This is a genomic window from Bacillus sp. CECT 9360 (assembly GCF_918741275.1).
Classification (GTDB): domain Bacteria; phylum Bacillota; class Bacilli; order Bacillales; family DSM-1321; genus Peribacillus.
This window is the reverse complement of sequence record NZ_CAKKNA010000002.1, coordinates 296,150-313,696: the sequence shown is the minus strand read 5'-3', so window position 1 is coordinate 313,696 and position 17,547 is coordinate 296,150. Positions and strand designations below refer to the sequence as shown.

Below are 17,547 nucleotides of genomic sequence, written 5' to 3'. Positions count from 1 at the left end.
CATCATCTGAGCGAAAAGTCAACTAAATCCTAATTGGATACCCTATTTTTAAGACGACGTTGTTAGAGCATCGTATGTAAAAATAGGGTATCTTTTTTTAGGTAAATACTACGGCGTAAAATCTACATTCTGCGTGTAATGGTTGCCTGCATTCCAAAGCAGATATTCATTGATTCCATTATCTTTCAACGCTTTTATTTGAGCTTCCACTTCTGCTTTACCATATTTTTTGTAGTTTCCAGAACCTAAATAGGAAGCAGTAAAATCCTGCAGCCACGGCCTCGATATAGGGGGAGTTTTTAGCTCAGCCAATTTTTGCTTCTCCAATTTCGCATATTCAGACACCACTTTATATGGTTCAAGGTCAGGTTTTGCAACGCCGAAATATGAAGTCCAATGGCTCGGATAAATCATGGAAGAGATGACATCCACATTTTCAGATATCTTTGAAAAGTTTTGCCCGATTCCCGGTGCTTCCGGAAGAGTTGCCGAATAACCAAAAATGTCTACTGACACTTTTACTCCGTATGGCTGTAATTTCTCATGTGCATAGGCGACAAAGTCCGTCACAGCTTGTACCCTTTTTTGGGTATTGTCCATCTTTAGGTCCTTATATTCACCCATGCTATATTTTAAGGTGCTGTCCCTCTTTTCAAATCCTTCCGGGAAGCGGACATAGTCGAATTGAATTTCCTGAAAACCCATTTTCGCTGCCTCAATTGCAATTCCAACATTATAATCCCATACTTCCTTCATAAATGGATTAACGAAAGACTCGTCTCTTCCATTTTTCCAGACTGCGCTACCGTCCATATAAGAAAGTTCAGGCCTTTCCTTCGGTAACAGGGAATCCTTAAAAACAACAATCCTCGCGATTGGGTAGATTTCTTTCTTTTCCAGTACTTTAAGCATTTCAACTGGATTTTTTATGTAGTTCTTACCAATTCCCGCATATGGAGAATTTGGATCTTCCGGCCGGTAGGTTACATTTCCCCAGTCGTCCTTAATATCAATGACCATAGAATTTAAATCGGTCTTATCAAGCAATTGCACAAGTCTATTAAAATTCTCGCCTCCCGCTGAATGTCCCGTAACATAAATACCGCGTACTGCATCCGGATATGTAAACGTCAGACCAGAATCATAGACAAACCGGGCCATCCCCTCCGGTATATTTTTTGTTGATAGCGCCACTTCATTCTTATGATGTTCTTTGGAAGTAATTGTTTCCTCAGCTTGAACCGAATATCCGTATGCTTGAAATACAGTTGCTATCGCAATGCCGGTTATTGCCCACTTCTTGAATACATTCATGTTGCCGCTCCTCTCAAACTTGTAGTCCCGTCTTCTATTATAATCTAGCTTGCGGAAAGAAGTAGGCTATTTTTTGAGGAAATACTTAGAAATAGCCAATCATTCACCCTTTACCACGTATCACAAGTTTTACTCCTGTTTTATTTTAGATGGCTATGGGCAGCAAAAAAAAAACGACCCCTTAAAGAGGTCGTTATTGGTTATTTAACATGTATTGCCTGGTATTGTTGTAATTCCTTTTCTGAACAATATACGAAATGCCCCGGCTTCACTTCACGCATTCTAACATCTTCACCTTCTGCATAATCATGAATATTGGCATTGTATACCTTCCGCTTTCTTGTCCTTTCACTTTCCGGATCAGGAAGTGGAATGGCAGATAACAGTGATTGAGTGTAAGGATGTATAGGAGTTTTATACAGCTCGTCGCTCGGTGCCAGCTCTACAAGTTTACCAAAATACATAACCCCGATCCGGTCGCTGATATACTTAACCATCGACAAATCATGGGCGATGAACAAGTATGTTAGTCCTTTTTCCTTTTGAAGGTTTCTCATCAAATTGACTACCTGTGCCTGGATGGATACATCCAAAGCAGAAATGGGCTCGTCAGCAATGATGAATTCTGGCTGAACGGCCAATGCACGCGCAATTCCAATACGTTGGCGCTGGCCACCGGAAAATTCATGCGGATACCGGTTCGCATGCTCACGGTTTAAACCTACTGTTTCCAATAAGTCGTAGACCATCTCCATCCGTTCTTCTTTTGTTTTAGCGAGACCGTGAATGTCAATGCCTTCAGCGATGATATCAGACACCTTCATTCGCGAATTCAAAGAAGCCGACGGATCCTGAAAAATCATTTGCATATTACGGTTGAAAGCCTTCAGCTCTTTTTTCGATTTCTTTCCATGCACATCGACGCCGTCAAAAATGACTTCACCATCTGTAGCATCATAAAGACGAATGATCGTTCGTCCGGTGGTGGACTTTCCGCAGCCGGACTCACCAACAAGACCGAGTGTTTCTCCTTTATAAATATCAAAAGAGATATCGTCAACCGCCTTTACCATGTTTGGTTTGCCAACATTAAAATACTGTTTTAAATTCCGTATTTCTACTAATTTTTCACGTTGTTCCATCATATTCCCTCCTGATCTGCAAGGAACTTCTTCATCCGTCTCTTAACAGCTTCAGGCGGTTCAACCTTCGGGGCGTCCGGATGCAAAAGCCACGTTGCTGCATAATGGGTGTCTGAAACCTTGAACATCGGAGGCTGTTCCTCTAAATCAATTTGCATCGCGTATTCATTGCGAGGAGCAAAAGCATCCCCTTTAGGTGGGTTAAGCAAATTAGGAGGAGTTCCTGGGATTACGTAAAGTTCTTCATCTCGCGCATCCAGGCTTGGCATAGAACTGATCAATCCCCATGTATACGGATGCTTAGGATTGTAGAATACTTCATCAACCGTACCGACTTCAACGATTTTCCCGCCATACATCACGGCAACTCGATCAGCAACATTCGCCACAACTCCAAGGTCATGGGTAATGAAGATGATGGATGTATCAATCTTTTTCTGTAAATCCTTCATCAATTCCAAAATTTGTGCCTGGATGGTTACATCAAGTGCCGTCGTCGGCTCGTCTGCAATCAATATTTTCGGATTACAAGCCAATGCAATCGCAATAACAACCCTTTGTCTCATCCCGCCGGAAAACTGGTGCGGATATTGCTCAAAGCGACTTTCAGGCTGCGGAATTCCTACGAGGCGTAGCAAGTCCATTGCTCTTTCCTTTGCGGTTGCTTTGCTTGCATTTTGATGCTTAATGATCGGCTCCATGATTTGTTTTCCTATTTTAATAGTAGGATTCAAGGATGTCATAGGATCCTGGAATATCATAGAAATGTCTTTGCCGCGAATTTTTTGCATCTGTCTGTCAGATAGATTTGTGAGGTCTTTTCCATCAAATAAAATCTCGCCATTTTTAATTTCTGAGTTTCCAGGAGGCAAAAGTCTCATAATCGACTTGGTTGTTACTGATTTACCAGAGCCCGATTCTCCAACGATCGCTAACGTTTCTCCTTTTTTCAGTTCAAAGTCCACACCACGTATCGCTTGAACTTCCCCACCAAAAGTGTGAAAAGAGATGTTTAAGTCCTTAACTTGTAATATATTCTCCAATTATCTTCACCTACCTCTTAATCTCGCATTTTTGGATCGAGGGCATCTCTTAATCCATCAGCAAGCATATTGAATGATACCATTATAATACTGATCACGATCGCAGGAATGATCATTTCGTGCGGATGCAGGCGCAATACTTTGAACCCGTCATCAATAAGTGTACCAAGAGAAGCATCCGGCGGCTGAAGCCCTAATCCAATAAAGCTTAGAAATGCTTCAAAGAATATCGCATTCGGAATCGAAAACATCGTATTTATGATTATTACACCCGCCAGGTTGGGTAATAAATGTTTAGTAATGATCTTTGCATGGGAATTCCCCAATGTTCGGGATGCGAGTACAAATTCCTGTTCTTTCAATTTTAAAACCTGTCCGCGGACTACACGCGACATTGTTACCCAGCCGGTAACACTCATGGCAACAGCAATTGAAACGATACCCGGTTCCAGAACAAGAATCATGAGGATCACGATAACCAGGTTCGGTATTCCCATTAACACCTCGGCAATCCGCTGCATGACATTATCAGTACGTCCGCCGTAGTATCCGGAGATTGCACCATATGCGACCCCTATTACCAAATCTATTAAAGCCGCCAGTAAAGCGATGGTTAAAGAAACCTGTGTACCTTCCCAGACACGGGTAAATAAATCCCGTCCCAGTGCGTCGGTACCGAACCAATAATATACGTCATCTGGTACATTTTTCTGTTCATAGGCATCGACAACTTTACCGCTATTCAAAGTTTTCATTCCATCGAAAGGAAGCCAGCCAACACTTTCCAATCCTTGAATTTTGGGTGGCAGATTATTTTGGGAAACCTGTTGGAATTCACTATCCTTGTCGCTGATAGCCGGGCCAAGAAATGCCATTATGATCATTAATATCATAATCACCAGGCTGGCTACCGCAGCTTTATTTTTACGGACGCGCAACCATGAATCTTTCCAGAAACTTAAGCTAGGCTTGTTAATTTCTTCACTCTTCGCGGAATCAATAATGGCCGGCTTGAATTTTTCAGGAGATATTTTTTCATTAAGTTGTGCCATTATTTCTTCCCTCCCACAACTCGAATTCGTGGATCAATGACACCATACAATATGTCCACAATCAAAACGATTACAACAAATAAAGTAGCATATACCAGGTTGGTACCCATAATAACATTATAATCATTAACCGCAATTGACTTGACCATTTGTTCCCCAATTCCAGGGATACCGAAAATCTCTTCTACAACTAAAGACCCGGTCATCAATGCAGCCGTTAAAGGTCCAAGCACTGTTATAACTGGTATCAAAGCATTTCGTAACGCATGCTTAAACGCAATTTCAAAAAAGCTTGCACCTTTTGCTTTTGCCAGCGTAATATAATCCGAACTTAATATTTCAATCATTTCAGTCCTCATAAATCGGGCTGATGTTGCAAGTGAAAACATCGAAAGGGCGATTGTTGGAAGTACGGTATATTCCGGTCCCTTCCAGAAAATAACCGGAAACCAGCCTAATTTAAAGGCAATGAAATATTGTAGCAAACCGGCAAAAACGAAGCTAGGGATGGCTTTCCCGATTACGGCTACGAATGTGGCTCCGTAATCAATCCATGTATTCTGCTTTAAAGCCGCTATGACTCCTAATAATATTCCTACAATTGCACCTAAGATCATAGCTTGCAAACCAAGCTGCAAGGAAGGTCCTAATCTGCTGACAAGCAAATCACTAACTGGGGTATTCCCAAATTGGAAGGCAATACCGAGATCCCCTTGCACGAGATTACCCATGTATTTGGCATATTGAACCGGCACTGGCTGATTAAGGCCGTAATTTTCGTTCATGATTTCCAGCTGTGCAGGGGTTAATTTATTAGCATTGGCAAATGGGGATCCTGGGATGAGCTTCATCAGAAAGAAAGTTGCAGAAGCGATGATAAACAATGTAATGATCATATATAAAACCCGTTCAGCCAAATATTTAGCCATTTTGTGCACCTCCTATTGCGAAAAATTTAATTTTCCCTTTAGTCTGAATAATTTTACTACAGGGAAAAAGAGAGTATATCTGTGAAATATACTCTCTTTTCAACTTCTAAAATATTATATATTTAGAAACGAAAATCCGCCAATAATTTTTATTCTTCGGTTACATAAGCCCATTTGAAAGAGTAGTCTGGACCGTAATCGTAAGCCGCGATGTCCTTAATCTTTGTTGCTGTAAGCGTTGCAGAGTTACGCTGATAGATCGGTGCGACCGCAACATCTTCCTCGATAAGGATTTTTTCAGCCTCTAACAATGTCTTGTAGTATTCTTCGGGTTGGTCACCAAGTTCAGTACGAGCCTTTTTGATCAACGCATCATATTCCTTATTGGAATAATCCATTCTGTTGCTTCCTCCGCCAGTTACGAACAAGTCAGAGAAGGACATTGGGTCACGGTAATCCGGGCCCCATCCAGCTTCCTGGAGATCATAATCTTGACTATTATCGCGCTCAAGACGAACTGCGAACGGAACATTTTCAACTTTTATTGTCAAACCTGGAAGGTTAGTTTCCAATTGGTTTTTCATGTACTCAGACGTTTTCTTAGCAGTTTCTGTGTCCCCACCAAGGTAACGAATAGTAAGTTCTTTTTTGCCAAGTTCTTTTAAGCCTTTTTCCCAAGATTCTTTAGCAGCTTCTGCGTCGAACTTGATTAAGTCGCCGTTCACTTCACGCCAGTCTTTGCCGCTTGCAGGATCCGTTACGAATTCTTTAGGCATTTGACCGTTAGCTACAAGTGAACCATTGTTTAGAATGCTGTTAACGAAATCTTCTTTGTTAAATCCTTGTGCGATTGCACGGCGGATGTTTACATTCTGTAGTGCCTCATTATTTTTCTGGTTCATTTTCAACCAAAAAGTCGTTTTTTCTAATTCATTAACCAAGCGCTCATCGCCTTCGTATTGAGGTACAAGATCAGAAGAAAGCTTCCATGTTCTATCTACCTCACCAGCTTCGAAAGCAGTAGCTTGAGCATTAGAGTCTTTAACTACGTTAAAAGTAAGTTTTGTTAATTTTACGCTATCTTTATCCCAATAGTTTTCGTTCTTTTCAAGAACCCACTCAGTACCAGTAGGTCCATCCCATTTAGTCATTACGAACGGCCCATTGTATAATAAGTTGTCCTTATTGCTTGCGTAATCTTTCCCTTTTTCAGTAACAAATTTCTCTTGTTGTGGATAGAAAGTCGGGAAAGCGAATAAATCTTCCCAATATGGGATTGGCTTATCTAAAGTAACTTCCAATGTCTTGTCATCTTTAGCTACTACACCTAGTGACTTAACATCGTAAGACTTTTTAGCCGCTGCAGCATCCGTGATTTCTTGGGCGCCTTTGATCTTTCCGCCCATCATATACGGTCCGTATGGAGAAGCAGTCTTAGGATCGATTGCTCTCTGCCATGCAAATACGAAATCATTAGCAGTTACAGGATCTCCGTTTGACCATTTAGCATCTCTAAGCTTGAAAGTAAAGACAGTTTTGTCTTCATTCATTTCAGGCTCACCTTCAGCCATTGCCGGAACTGGCTTATTTTCCAAGTCAAGACGGTATAAGCCTTCACCTACGTTATTGATATAGTCAAAGCTTGTTGAACCTTCAGCCAATGCTGTATCCATTGTTGGAATTTCCGAAGAATCAAGAATCTTCAATTCCTGAGTAGCAGCAACTTTAGCTTTGCCATCGTCTTTGGCTCCATCTTTCTCGCCACCTGCTTCGTCATCTCCACCGCTACATGCAGCTAAGAATAAGCTGAACACAAGTGTAAGAATCAAAAGCAAAGAAAATTTTGACTTTTTCAAATTCGAGACACCCCTTTTTTTTATTAAAAATTCTTACAAAGATTATTATATACAAGTTTTTAGAATTTTGTATATAAGTTTTTTCAAAAAAGTTTACCGAAAATTATGGAAATAGGACATTCGAGCTCTTGTTTTTTACATTTCGTTAATATTCCTTAATATTTTAGCACTTTAAACCAGCAAATTAAACTAAAATTGCTTGGTTTAATTCGTTGCCAAAGTTTGTCGATTTTCGATATATTATGGTTTGGTGTGGAAAATAATCATAAATCCTTATATTAGAATAACTCGTTGGAATTCAGAATATATCTTTTCCTCCTCTTTTTGATATACTACTTCTTACATAAATAGCAAGTGAGGTCTTATAATGAAAAAAATTTTTATTTGGACTGCAATCGCCCTTGGATTAGTTTTTTCTATATCCTTTATCTCTTATGGAGAAATTACGCTGCTTTATTTTATCAACATCACTTTTTATATCGCAGGCGGGCTGCTTATGCTCTCTCTTTTCACGATAGTTGTTCAAAGAGGCTTCTTTGATGCTATTTTCTACAGTTTTCGGACTGTATTTGAATCAAGCGAAAGTCGGCAGAAAAAGGAGGAAAAAACTCCGCTTTCAGAGCTGGTTTCCTTCCCATATAACTCCTTGGTCGTCGTCGGCCTTATTCTGTTGTTATTCGTACTGGGAGCTTTATTTATCTATTACTTATGATTTCCTGAAAAATTGTTTATGCTTATAGTTAAGCTTAAAGGTTATAATGGGTTTATCCCATAAAATTTTACAAAAATACAATTATGAAAAATGGTTAAGGAGTGACTTGGTACGTGAAAAGGATATTCTCAGGCATTCAGCCTACAGGCTCCGTTACATTGGGAAATTATCTCGGGGCTATGAAACAATTTATCGACCTGCAGCATGAATACGAGTGTTTTTTCTGCATTGTCGATCAGCATGCCATCACAGTCTCCCAGGATCGCCTGGAGCTAAGAAAGAATGTCAAAAGTTTAGCTGCGCTTTATTTGGCAATCGGGATTGATCCCGAAAAAAATACAATCTTTATCCAATCAGAAGTTCCCGCTCACGCGCAAGCAGGATGGATCATGCAATGTAACGCCTATATCGGAGAGCTAGAAAGGATGACCCAGTTCAAGGATAAATCCACCGGTAAAGAAGGCGTATCTTCTGGACTTCTCACCTATCCGCCGCTTATGGCCGCTGATATCCTTCTATATGAAACAGATGTTGTTCCTGTAGGGGAAGACCAAAAGCAACATATCGAGCTTACAAGGGATTTGGCAGAACGTTTCAATAAAAAATATAACGAGATTTTCACGGTTCCCGAAATCAGCCTTCCAAAGGTTGGAGCGCGGATTATGTCCTTGCAGGAGCCGGAAAAGAAGATGAGCAAATCCGACCCGAACAAAAAAGCAACGATTACACTGCTGGATGATCCTAAACAGATTGAGAAGAAAATCAAGAGCGCCGTGACGGACTCAGAGGGTATTGTCAAATATGACAAAGAAAATAAACCAGGAGTTTCCAACCTTCTATCCATCTATTCTATTTTCAGCAAGAAGAGCGTCCAGGAAATCGAAGCGATGTATGAAGGAAAGGGCTATGGCGATTTCAAATCGGGTTTAGCCGAGGTTGTCTTAGAAGAAATCAAGCCGATTCAGGAAAGATACTATGAGTTATTGGAATCAAAGGAGCTTGATGATATTTTGGATCAGGGCGCAGAAAAAGCGAATGTGGTCGCGAATAATATGCTTCGCAAAATGTATAACAGCATCGGACTGGGAAGAAAACGCTAAAACGGGACCATTGCGGATCCCGTTTTTTCTTATGTCATGGACGGGCTGTCACCTATCTCCATTTCCCATAGTTTTTCAAAAAATGGTTGCCCCTTAACCAAGTTTTCACACAGGATCGAATGCTTGTCCGACCAACCTTCCTGTATTTCTTCATATAGTTCATGCCATGCGTTTTCGAATTCCAATGCCTGAATATATTCATATTTCTCCGGGGCCCATTCCGTGTACCAATAGCGAATTTCAGCCGTGTTGTTTGCTGTGAAAAGCTGATCGAGCGCCATGAACAATAGCTGCTTAAGCTGGCGTTCCCTTCTTGTCAATCCATTCATGAAAGCCGGGTCAGGAGATAAAATATGATGCTCTTTAGCCGTTGACTCTGATTCTGAAAACGTGTATTCCATTTCCGGATGATTATCGACCATATCATATACAATCTGTTCCTGCCTGGGGATTAGTCTGCTTTTTCGAATCGGGATATGGTAACCGATTGTATCGACCGCCAGGATTCCGGAACCATCTGTTACGATAAAACAATAATCCAATTGAACTCTCTCGTGGTTTTTTCTTGAATACGCTTTTTGATAGACATCATTCAGAAGTGCTTTAGGCAATTCCGATAAGTCATTTTCTATGTAGTTGAATAACGGGGCCGAAATTTTAAATAACGGTACTTGATCTAACAGTTCAATGCCGTCATCTTTTCTCCATTCATGGAAATGGCAAATATTATAGCCGTTTTCTTCCCCTTCAAACCAATTCACCCATACATCGTGAAGATATAACATCATCTAACCCCTCGCTTACATAAATCTATTTGTCCATCAGTATAGGCAGAGCTTAGAGAAATTATTCCTTTATTGCATATGGATGGGTTAAAAATACCAATAATTTAGATAGGTGACATTTTTTGTGTAAGCCTTACCAATTATTCGATAAGGCTTACTCCATTTTTTCCAGAAATACTTCAGAGGAAATCGTAAAAGTTTTTTTAATTGGGATTAATCCAGCATTCTTTACCATGTAATACCCTGCACAATAACCAAGCATGGATGGAAAAGGCTTCATCCCGAGCAACAATTGGTCATGAAGCTCATCAGAACGCTTAGTTTGAAGCTTTTTTTTCAAATAACGCTCATAATAATTAAGTAATTCGCTTTCTCCATATAATGACGTCCATTTCGCCAAATAATCCTTGCCTACATGCTTTGAAACGGCATATTCGGCCAGGCCCTCCAAAATGATGGAGTCGAGCAAAGTATATTTCGCAGGGGATTTCTTCAGCAAGTTAAGCCGGCAAACATGGTGATATTCATGCACAAAAACCGCTTCAAGCTCTTTATCGCTAATGGTGGAATGTATAAAAAGAAACAGTCTGTCTTTAAAAGCCAAACCGGATTTATTATCCTGCGTCCGAAGCAAGCGACCTGATCCTTTATAGGGAAAGATATAGACCGGAATATCTGTACCCTTCCATAGGCCCTTATATTTTGAAAAGATTTGTTTTGTTTTACCCCAGATATCTTTGTCAATTAAGCGATCCAGATCTTGTCGTATTTTAGCAGAAGGCGTATACATACCGAATCTTTTCAAGTATTCATAATACTGTTCCAATTCTGCTTTCGTATAAGACTCATTACATTTTTTTAGCATTTCTATAGGATTGGCCAAATCGTTCTCCAACCATTCCCTTGTATTAATGACCGTCATCCCATCACTCCAAATTTTTCTGTTACAATATACTATGCAAACGCGACCAGTACGAGACGGCTGCCGAATTGAAATAACCTCAGGAGGGAAGCCTTAATAACAGGTGCTGAGTTGTTGGATAGCATTTGGATAAAAGTTCCTTTTATATAGTCGTTTATCTGTACTTCATCAAGGGAAGTAATCTTTATAAGCTAATTTATAAGGAGGGAAAACGATGAGAAAATTACTTATGGGCGGATTGGCAGTAGGAGCCGCATATTTTTTAAAGGACAAGAAAAATCGACAAAAGTTAATGAGCCAGTTTCAATCGTTTAATACTCAATCCCGAAAAAATTAAGTAACTAGGAAAGGTAGCAGTCTCGCTAACTGCTGCCTTTTCTTATGGTTCGGATATTTGAATATAAAAAGGTGCACCGTCAAAATCGGGTGCACCTTCCGTACTTTATTCGTATTTTTTGAACACAATCGTTGCATTGTGCCCGCCAAAACCAAGAGAATTGCTCATTGCCGCCTTTATTTCAGCTTTTCTTGCTTCATTTGGTACATAATCCAAATCACAGTCGGGGTCAGCCGTTTCCAAATTCATCGTTGGCGGCATCACTCCGTCACGGATCGACTGGATCGTGAAAACAGCTTCCACTCCTCCGGCCGCTCCAAGCAAATGGCCTGTCATCGATTTAGTTGAACTCATCGCAAGCTTACGGGCATGGTCGCCAAACACTTCTTTCACGGCTATCGTTTCATATTTATCATTATAAGCGGTGCTGGTTCCATGGGCATTCACATATTGAATTTCCTCCGGGCTGAGGCCGGCATCGTTAATCGCCATTTTCATCGCACGCGCTCCGCCTTCCCCTTCAGGTGCCGGGGCGGTAATATGATAAGCATCACCTGTAGACCCGTAACCGACGATTTCACAAATAATATCAGCGCCGCGGTTTAACGCATGCTCCAAGTCTTCAAGCACGATGATTCCTGCTCCTTCTCCTATCACAAAGCCGTCTCTGTTTAAATCGAAAGGACGGCTTGCCGTCTGCGGGTCGGGATTAGTCGATAATGCAGTATTGGCACAGAAACCTGCCACCGCCATGGATGTAATTGGGGCTTCGGTTCCGCCGGTAATCATGGCATCCGCATCGCCTCGTTGGATAACTTTAAACGCATCACCAATGGAATTCGTACCGGAAGCACAAGCTGTCACTGTACAGGAGTTCACTCCTCTAGCACCAAGCATAATCGAAACCTGCCCGGCAGCCATATCCGGAATCATCATTGGTACGAAGAAAGGGCTTACCCTTTTATACCCTCTGTTTAAAAACGTTTCATGCTGGTTTTCAAAGGTTTCCATTCCGCCAATCCCCGAACCGATCCACACGCCTACCCTTGGCGCATTTTCTTCGGTGATTTCAAGCTTTGCATTTTTGACCGCCATCATAGAAGCCGCGACGGCATAATGTGTAAAACGATCCATCTTTCTGGCATCTTTCCGGTCTATATATTCTTCAATGCTAAAATCTTTTACCTCCGCTGCTACCTTCGCGGGATATTCATCCGCGTTCAAGCGGGTTAATGGCCCGATTCCTGACTTACCAGCGAGAATATTCGACCATGTTGTTTCTGCATCATTTCCTAATGGAGTGACTGATCCGATTCCTGTTACAACTACCCGGCGTTTATTCATAGAAAAATAATTCTCCTTTCAAAATGCCTAACCAAACAGAGACATTCGCGTTATCTTTATCTTATAAAATGAATAATTCTTACTTTTTATGATTACCTTCCCCAACGAAGAGCAATCGCTCCCCACGTTAGGCCTCCGCCAAAACCGACCATAACTAATACGTCGTCATCTTTAATTTTTCCTGCTTCTAATTCCTCAACGATTGCAATCGGGATGGAAGATGCAGAGGTATTTCCGTATTTATAAACCGTATTTGACATTTTTTCAATCGGGAGGTTTAGTCGTTCCCTTGCGGCTTCCATAATCCGTATGTTCGCCTGATGCGGGATGAGTAAATCGACATCTTCTCTTGACAGACCGGCTTTCTCGAGGACATTGACACTGGATTCCCCCATTTGGCGCACCGCGAATTTAAACACTTCGCGACCGTTCATGACAATGTGTTTATGCTGATATAAATGTTTGCCTCCTGTACCATCAGCCCCTAATTCGAAGGAAAGAATTCCCCGGCCATCGGAAACCGGTCCCATAACCGCTGCTCCTGCCCCATCACCGAAAAGTACGGCTGTATTGCGATCTTCCCAGTTTGTAACCTTCGAGAGTTTTTCAACTCCTACTATTAATACATGCTTATAAGCTCCTGTTTGGATAAATTGACCCGCGGTTACCATCCCATACATGAATCCGGCACATGCTGCACTGATGTCCATGGCGGCAGCCTTTTTTGCGCCCAATTTTTCTTGAAGCATACAGGAAACAGAGGGAAACGGCTGATCCGGAGTAACCGTAGCCACTAAAATCAAGTCAATATCCTCTGCTGAAATTCCTGATCCCTGAATGGCTTTTAGCGCCGCCGCGTAAGCCATGTCAGATGTATCGATATCATCACTTGCTATTCTTCTTTCCTCAATTCCCGTTCTCGTCCTGATCCATTCATCAGAAGTATCGACTATTTTTTCCAAATCGAGGTTAGTTAAAATCTTTTCAGGTAAGTAGCGGCCAATTCCTAAAATGCCAGCATTCATATGGACACCCCTTTATTTTTATTTTCATTTGAAATTATTATCAATTATTATTACCTGGTACTAATTTTATAGAAAACTTCACCGTCTTGCAATAGAAAACAATTATTTCTTCCGAGAAAGACAAGGGCCTATCCAAGGAATGATTTCCATTCATACAGTAAATTAGATAAAGGAAGCGGAAACCTAAGGTGGTGCACATGACAAGTGGAACAGAAAAACGGAGACCGGTTTACACAACTAATGTTCGGAAGAAGAGCTGAAGCAAAGGAAGAAGAGGAACCAAATCTTGAAACCGAAACAAGCAATATCGATTATGAAAAACTCATGGAAAATATCGATGTCCTCATGAATGTCTACGATCAAATCAAACCCGGCCTAAGCAAACTCAACCCATTGCTGGCCAAATGGATAACTAAGGATAAATAATCCGGAAATAGAAAAAAGCTGGCTAAATCATGCTAAGCCAGCTTTTTTATTGGCAGAAAGGAAAGAATTAACTTGTTTTACGACTAACCCCAATCCCCAGCTCCCGAATTTTTAACTTTCTTGTGCTTCCTTTTTGCCTAGTTCATAGGCTTCGTACATTACTTTTTGGAATAAGTCCATGAAGGGCTCTGCCATCTCCATTGAAAATGAAATGCCTGCTGCTTCTAATTTTGCTTTTGCTTCCGGAAAATATTTCATGGCTATTGCCAAGAATTCCATATTCTTATCTTGCTCCATCTTATCTGCTCCTTTTCGATTATTCGTTTGGCAGTTTGCCGGTTTCGATATAGTTCTGTATATGTTCATCCACTTTCCGTGTAAAATCTTTATCTACGAGCGGGCTGTATTTTCCCATCGTTATGACTTTGTCTTGGAAATCAAAGTATAAATTCCCTGATTTGAGTTCCCCTTCATTAGACCTCTCGGCTGCCAGTTCATATAGCACATCTACATGCTGGATCGTGCTTGTCAGGACTGTGGACTCTCCTAAATCTGATTGATCCGATACATAACCGATGGCAAATAACCCCTTTTCTTTAATGTTTTCGATTACAGGTACATTATACCCGTCTCCCGCGGGATACAAAACATCTGCGCCACCAGCCGTCATTTCATCAAACAAGATTAACGCCTTCTCCTCGGAATCCCAGTCACCGACATACTGAGTATCCACTTCAATATCTTTTTTCTGATATTTCGCACCCTCTATAAAACCTTTAACTTCAGGCTGCCAGTCAAACGCAGCAAGGACTCCGACCTTGTTTGTTTTGGACATTTCGGCAGCTACCATTCCACCAAAAAAACCCATGGCATGTGCTTTGAATTTCAGACTCGTTGTATTAGGTTCGCCCGCATCTCCGTTAAAACTTACAAAATGGATATCCTCATAATCCTTAGCCAACTCATTAAAATAAGCTGCATAATCACTTCCATGACCAATGATCAAGTTTATTCCCTTTTCGTGAAAATCCTTAACTGCTTGCTCAACAATGAGCTTAGAATTCATGCCTTCTTTGTAATAGACATCGACATCAAAACGCGACTGTATATTCAATAATCCTTTATAGCCCTTTGTTCCCCATACTTGATCATTTATCGTTTCAGGAACAAGCAGTCCGACTTTTTTAAGATTTCCCCCACCTATCGGTTGATCACACCCGGCCAAAAGCAGTATGAAAATATAAAAGATGATACCTATTTTCTTAACCATCATATGCAACTCCTTATAGTAACAGCAAACACTCCTGTTCATAGAAAATAGCTATATTTCAAAGATGAATCGTTTATAAATAACCAGATTAGTCCAAAATCCCTAGTAATATTGTCCTCTTTCATTTTACTTTTTTGATAATTAAATGAAAAGGAATATTTTTTAGCGACTCTCCCATCGTCTGAGAAGCTCCTGGCGTTTATGATGCTGCTTTTGCCGTTCTATTCCTTGCTTTGGGGTCATATTATTTTTCACGTGGTACACATAACCTGTCGCCTCTTTTGTTCCAATCTGTCCAGGAGCCACTTCATCGATCATAGGGGTGTCAAATAGCTCCCTTGCTGCGAGAGCCCATTGATCTTCTAGGGAGCTGCGCGCTATGATCTTCTTTTCAGCTTGACTGAGCATGTTTTCAAAAGAGTCGAGGAGGTCGTTTATATATATCGCGTCAAGCGTATATTCATCTTCAAGGGCTGATTTTAATTTAGCTGCACTATTGCTTCGTATTCCTTGCTCGAATACCATGTTTTCATGTTGCCATGGCCCATAGATGGTTGGAAGATAAATGATTTGATCCGCTGTAGAGATTTTTTCTTCATCCCCGCAGCCAAGCGGATATAACAAAACAATGCGGGGCCTTTCAGCCCGTTCATGGAACTTGTTTATCAAATTTTGAATCGTGTTTTTTACACCCTTATCCATACTATTTCTGGCTTTGATGACATCATACCAGCTGATAAAGAGTGTTGTCTTACTTGTTCCTGCATTAGCTTCCAGCTGATTTAGCTGCAGATAAGTAAAATTGGAATTTCTTCCTATCTCCATTTGCTTTTCTTCTATTATAGGATCGGAGTCGGGAGAATCCTCGGTCCAATCGACACCGAGCACCTCAATGCCCTGATCCAGCAAATACTTACACACATGAAACCCGATAAACTGATAGGCTCCTAAAACAATGGATAATTCCATGATTAAGCCCCCCGACCTTGTTTGTTATACTGCCGTACGCATGCTGTATCGTATGCAGGCAATCATGGAAATATATCTATTACTATAAAGAAGATTCATATTTCTTAAAGAATTGTTGAATTTGCAAAGGGATTTTGTATCTCTTTTCCGGTAGCAAATACGTGATATCTGTTTCCGCTCTTTCGGATTGCTGCTCAAGCCTTCTGTATAGATCCGTCTGACCCTTTTCCATGCTTTCGACGACTTGAATGATTTTCAAGGGAATTTCTTTATTCGGCCATGTCTCCTCAGAAGATATAATGAGTTGCTCGCACCTCTCTTCTTTCATACCGAACGCTCTTGAAATTTCTTTAAGCTGTGTTTTATAAAAAAATTTATTTTCCTTTTCTTTCTTTAGATACGCTTTTAATGATAAACATGGGTTAACTAAAACAACCGATCTGATTTGCTCCTTCATGTCATCCATCAGCTTCACTGCGGTAAGAGCTCCCGTCCCTTCAGCCAAGATATGGATTTTGCTATTTAATATTTCATTCTTCATCATGATAAAATATATTTTTTTCGCCAATTCCACAGCCTTCTGACTCCCCCATCCGCTTTTGTAAAAATTGGACGAGAAAACCATATAGCCATATTCTTTTAAAAGGTCTAAAATCTGTAATCTTCCCGGATGCTGGAGCCAATAACTATTTTCTTCCTCAACAAAATGGTTTTGGTCTCCAATGATAAGCACCGAAAAACCGCTGGGCTTCATCGGGTAATAGACGATATTCCATTGGCCTTCACTTTGAAATGTTCGCTGTTCCATAAGTACTGCTCCTTTTTGGGAAATTGCCTGTATTACTATATGTCTGGCGAGGAATTCAGAAAGTTTATATGCCTATCATATAACGCCTATTTCCGGCTTTATTTTGAAAAATTGCTTAACTCATTTATAATATTCTATAGGAGCAATTGTCTAGATTTTTTCAAATAATTTATTTAAAATAAATGCTATAAGTAAACTAGGTGTGGTAAAATAAACAACGATTGTAGTGGAACGAGGTGAATTCAATGCGATACTTTATGACGTTTTTCTGGACGCTGATATTAGTTCATATGCTTACTTATGTGGTTTCCAATATGATCGGGACTTCATACGATTTTACAACGGCCACGATTTTAGGGGTTGGGGCAACCATATTAATCATGATTGTACCTGCCTTGCTTCCGAATGATCCGATTGAAAAAACAGATCATTAATACCATTTTTTATGTAAGTAAAGGACATCCCAAGTGTTTGGGATGTCCTTTTTGGCACAGAAAAGTATAAACGTTCGTA

The 17,547-nt window shown here is 40.6% G+C and carries 19 protein-coding genes; 5 read left to right on the top strand and 14 right to left on the bottom strand.

Annotated features, from left to right (window positions below; all coding sequences use genetic code 11):
* Positions 1-108 precede the first annotated feature (108 nt).
* The 6 genes from LQ216_RS03505 to LQ216_RS03480 all read right to left on the bottom strand — a co-directional run bounded on the left by LQ216_RS03505 (position 109) and on the right by LQ216_RS03480 (position 7,336).
* Positions 109-1,314, bottom strand: a complete 1,206-nt coding sequence (locus LQ216_RS03505) for a putative glycoside hydrolase (protein ID WP_230126723.1) — start codon at positions 1,312-1,314, stop codon at positions 109-111.
* Positions 1,315-1,514: 200 nt separating this feature from the next.
* Positions 1,515-2,456: an ATP-binding cassette domain-containing protein gene (locus LQ216_RS03500; protein WP_290369220.1), complete on the bottom strand. Its 942-nt coding sequence runs from the start codon at positions 2,454-2,456 to the stop codon at positions 1,515-1,517.
* Positions 2,456-3,499: an ABC transporter ATP-binding protein gene (locus LQ216_RS03495; protein WP_230126720.1), complete on the bottom strand. Its 1,044-nt coding sequence runs from the start codon at positions 3,497-3,499 to the stop codon at positions 2,456-2,458. Before LQ216_RS03495 ends, LQ216_RS03500 begins: the two co-directional genes overlap by 1 nt.
* Before the next feature lie 17 nt (positions 3,500-3,516).
* Positions 3,517-4,551, bottom strand: coding sequence for an oligopeptide ABC transporter permease (gene opp3C / locus LQ216_RS03490; RefSeq protein WP_230126719.1), 1,035 nt, complete (start codon positions 4,549-4,551; stop codon positions 3,517-3,519).
* Positions 4,551-5,480 (bottom strand): oligopeptide ABC transporter permease, encoded by a 930-nt coding sequence (gene opp3b, locus LQ216_RS03485; protein ID WP_230126718.1) that lies wholly within the window; start codon positions 5,478-5,480, stop codon positions 4,551-4,553. The genes opp3C and opp3b overlap by 1 nt, the downstream gene beginning before the upstream one ends.
* Positions 5,481-5,629: 149 nt before the next feature.
* Positions 5,630-7,336: a peptide ABC transporter substrate-binding protein gene (locus tag LQ216_RS03480; RefSeq protein WP_230126717.1), complete on the bottom strand. Its 1,707-nt coding sequence runs from the start codon at positions 7,334-7,336 to the stop codon at positions 5,630-5,632.
* Between the two features lie 367 nt (positions 7,337-7,703).
* Between LQ216_RS03480 and LQ216_RS03475 the strand changes: the two genes are divergently transcribed.
* The gene (locus tag LQ216_RS03475) at positions 7,704-8,048 is read left to right on the top strand and encodes a DUF3899 domain-containing protein (protein ID WP_230126716.1); all 345 of its coding nucleotides are present in this window, start codon (positions 7,704-7,706) and stop codon (positions 8,046-8,048) included.
* Between the two features lie 113 nt (positions 8,049-8,161).
* A complete protein-coding gene (trpS, locus tag LQ216_RS03470) occupies positions 8,162-9,148 on the top strand; it encodes a tryptophan--tRNA ligase (RefSeq protein ID WP_230126715.1) in 987 nt (328 codons plus the stop codon).
* Between the two features lie 29 nt (positions 9,149-9,177).
* Here trpS and LQ216_RS03465 read toward each other — a convergent pair whose 3' ends face one another.
* Complete coding sequence (locus tag LQ216_RS03465; RefSeq protein WP_230126883.1) at positions 9,178-9,933, bottom strand: YjbA family protein; 756 nt, start codon at positions 9,931-9,933, stop codon at positions 9,178-9,180.
* A gap of 154 nt (positions 9,934-10,087) precedes the next feature.
* Entirely contained in the window at positions 10,088-10,855 is a 768-nt protein-coding gene (locus LQ216_RS03460) for a DUF2268 domain-containing putative Zn-dependent protease (protein ID WP_230126714.1), read from the bottom strand.
* A 214-nt stretch (positions 10,856-11,069) separates the two neighbouring features.
* On the opposite strand from LQ216_RS03460, the gene LQ216_RS20320 reads away from it, so the two are divergent.
* Positions 11,070-11,192 (top strand): hypothetical protein, encoded by a 123-nt coding sequence (locus tag LQ216_RS20320; protein WP_290369216.1) that lies wholly within the window; start codon positions 11,070-11,072, stop codon positions 11,190-11,192.
* Positions 11,193-11,297: 105 nt separating this feature from the next.
* Here LQ216_RS20320 and fabF read toward each other — a convergent pair whose 3' ends face one another.
* Complete coding sequence (fabF, locus tag LQ216_RS03455) at positions 11,298-12,536, bottom strand: beta-ketoacyl-ACP synthase II (protein ID WP_230126713.1); 1,239 nt, start codon at positions 12,534-12,536, stop codon at positions 11,298-11,300.
* A 92-nt stretch (positions 12,537-12,628) separates the two neighbouring features.
* On the bottom strand, positions 12,629-13,561 hold the full coding sequence (locus LQ216_RS03450) for a beta-ketoacyl-ACP synthase III (RefSeq protein ID WP_230126712.1): 933 nt from the start codon (positions 13,559-13,561) through the stop codon (positions 12,629-12,631).
* Positions 13,562-13,765: 204 nt separating this feature from the next.
* On the opposite strand from LQ216_RS03450, the gene LQ216_RS03445 reads away from it, so the two are divergent.
* Positions 13,766-13,987, top strand: a complete 222-nt coding sequence (locus tag LQ216_RS03445; protein WP_230126711.1) for a hypothetical protein — start codon at positions 13,766-13,768, stop codon at positions 13,985-13,987.
* A gap of 111 nt (positions 13,988-14,098) precedes the next feature.
* Here the strand turns inward: LQ216_RS03445 and LQ216_RS03440 are convergent, their stop codons facing one another.
* The 4 genes from LQ216_RS03440 to LQ216_RS03425 all read right to left on the bottom strand — a co-directional run bounded on the left by LQ216_RS03440 (position 14,099) and on the right by LQ216_RS03425 (position 17,034).
* Positions 14,099-14,284, bottom strand: a complete 186-nt coding sequence (locus LQ216_RS03440) for a ComZ family protein (protein WP_230126710.1) — start codon at positions 14,282-14,284, stop codon at positions 14,099-14,101.
* Positions 14,285-14,303: 19 nt separating this feature from the next.
* A complete protein-coding gene (locus LQ216_RS03435) occupies positions 14,304-15,257 on the bottom strand; it encodes a BMP family ABC transporter substrate-binding protein (protein ID WP_230126881.1) in 954 nt (317 codons plus the stop codon).
* Positions 15,258-15,419: 162 nt separating this feature from the next.
* Positions 15,420-16,226, bottom strand: coding sequence for a hypothetical protein (locus LQ216_RS03430; protein ID WP_230126709.1), 807 nt, complete (start codon positions 16,224-16,226; stop codon positions 15,420-15,422).
* Between the two features lie 82 nt (positions 16,227-16,308).
* Positions 16,309-17,034, bottom strand: a complete 726-nt coding sequence (locus tag LQ216_RS03425; RefSeq protein WP_230126708.1) for a hydrolase — start codon at positions 17,032-17,034, stop codon at positions 16,309-16,311.
* A 245-nt stretch (positions 17,035-17,279) separates the two neighbouring features.
* Between LQ216_RS03425 and LQ216_RS03420 the strand changes: the two genes are divergently transcribed.
* Complete coding sequence (locus tag LQ216_RS03420) at positions 17,280-17,468, top strand: YjzD family protein (protein WP_230126707.1); 189 nt, start codon at positions 17,280-17,282, stop codon at positions 17,466-17,468.
* Positions 17,469-17,547 lie beyond the last annotated feature (79 nt).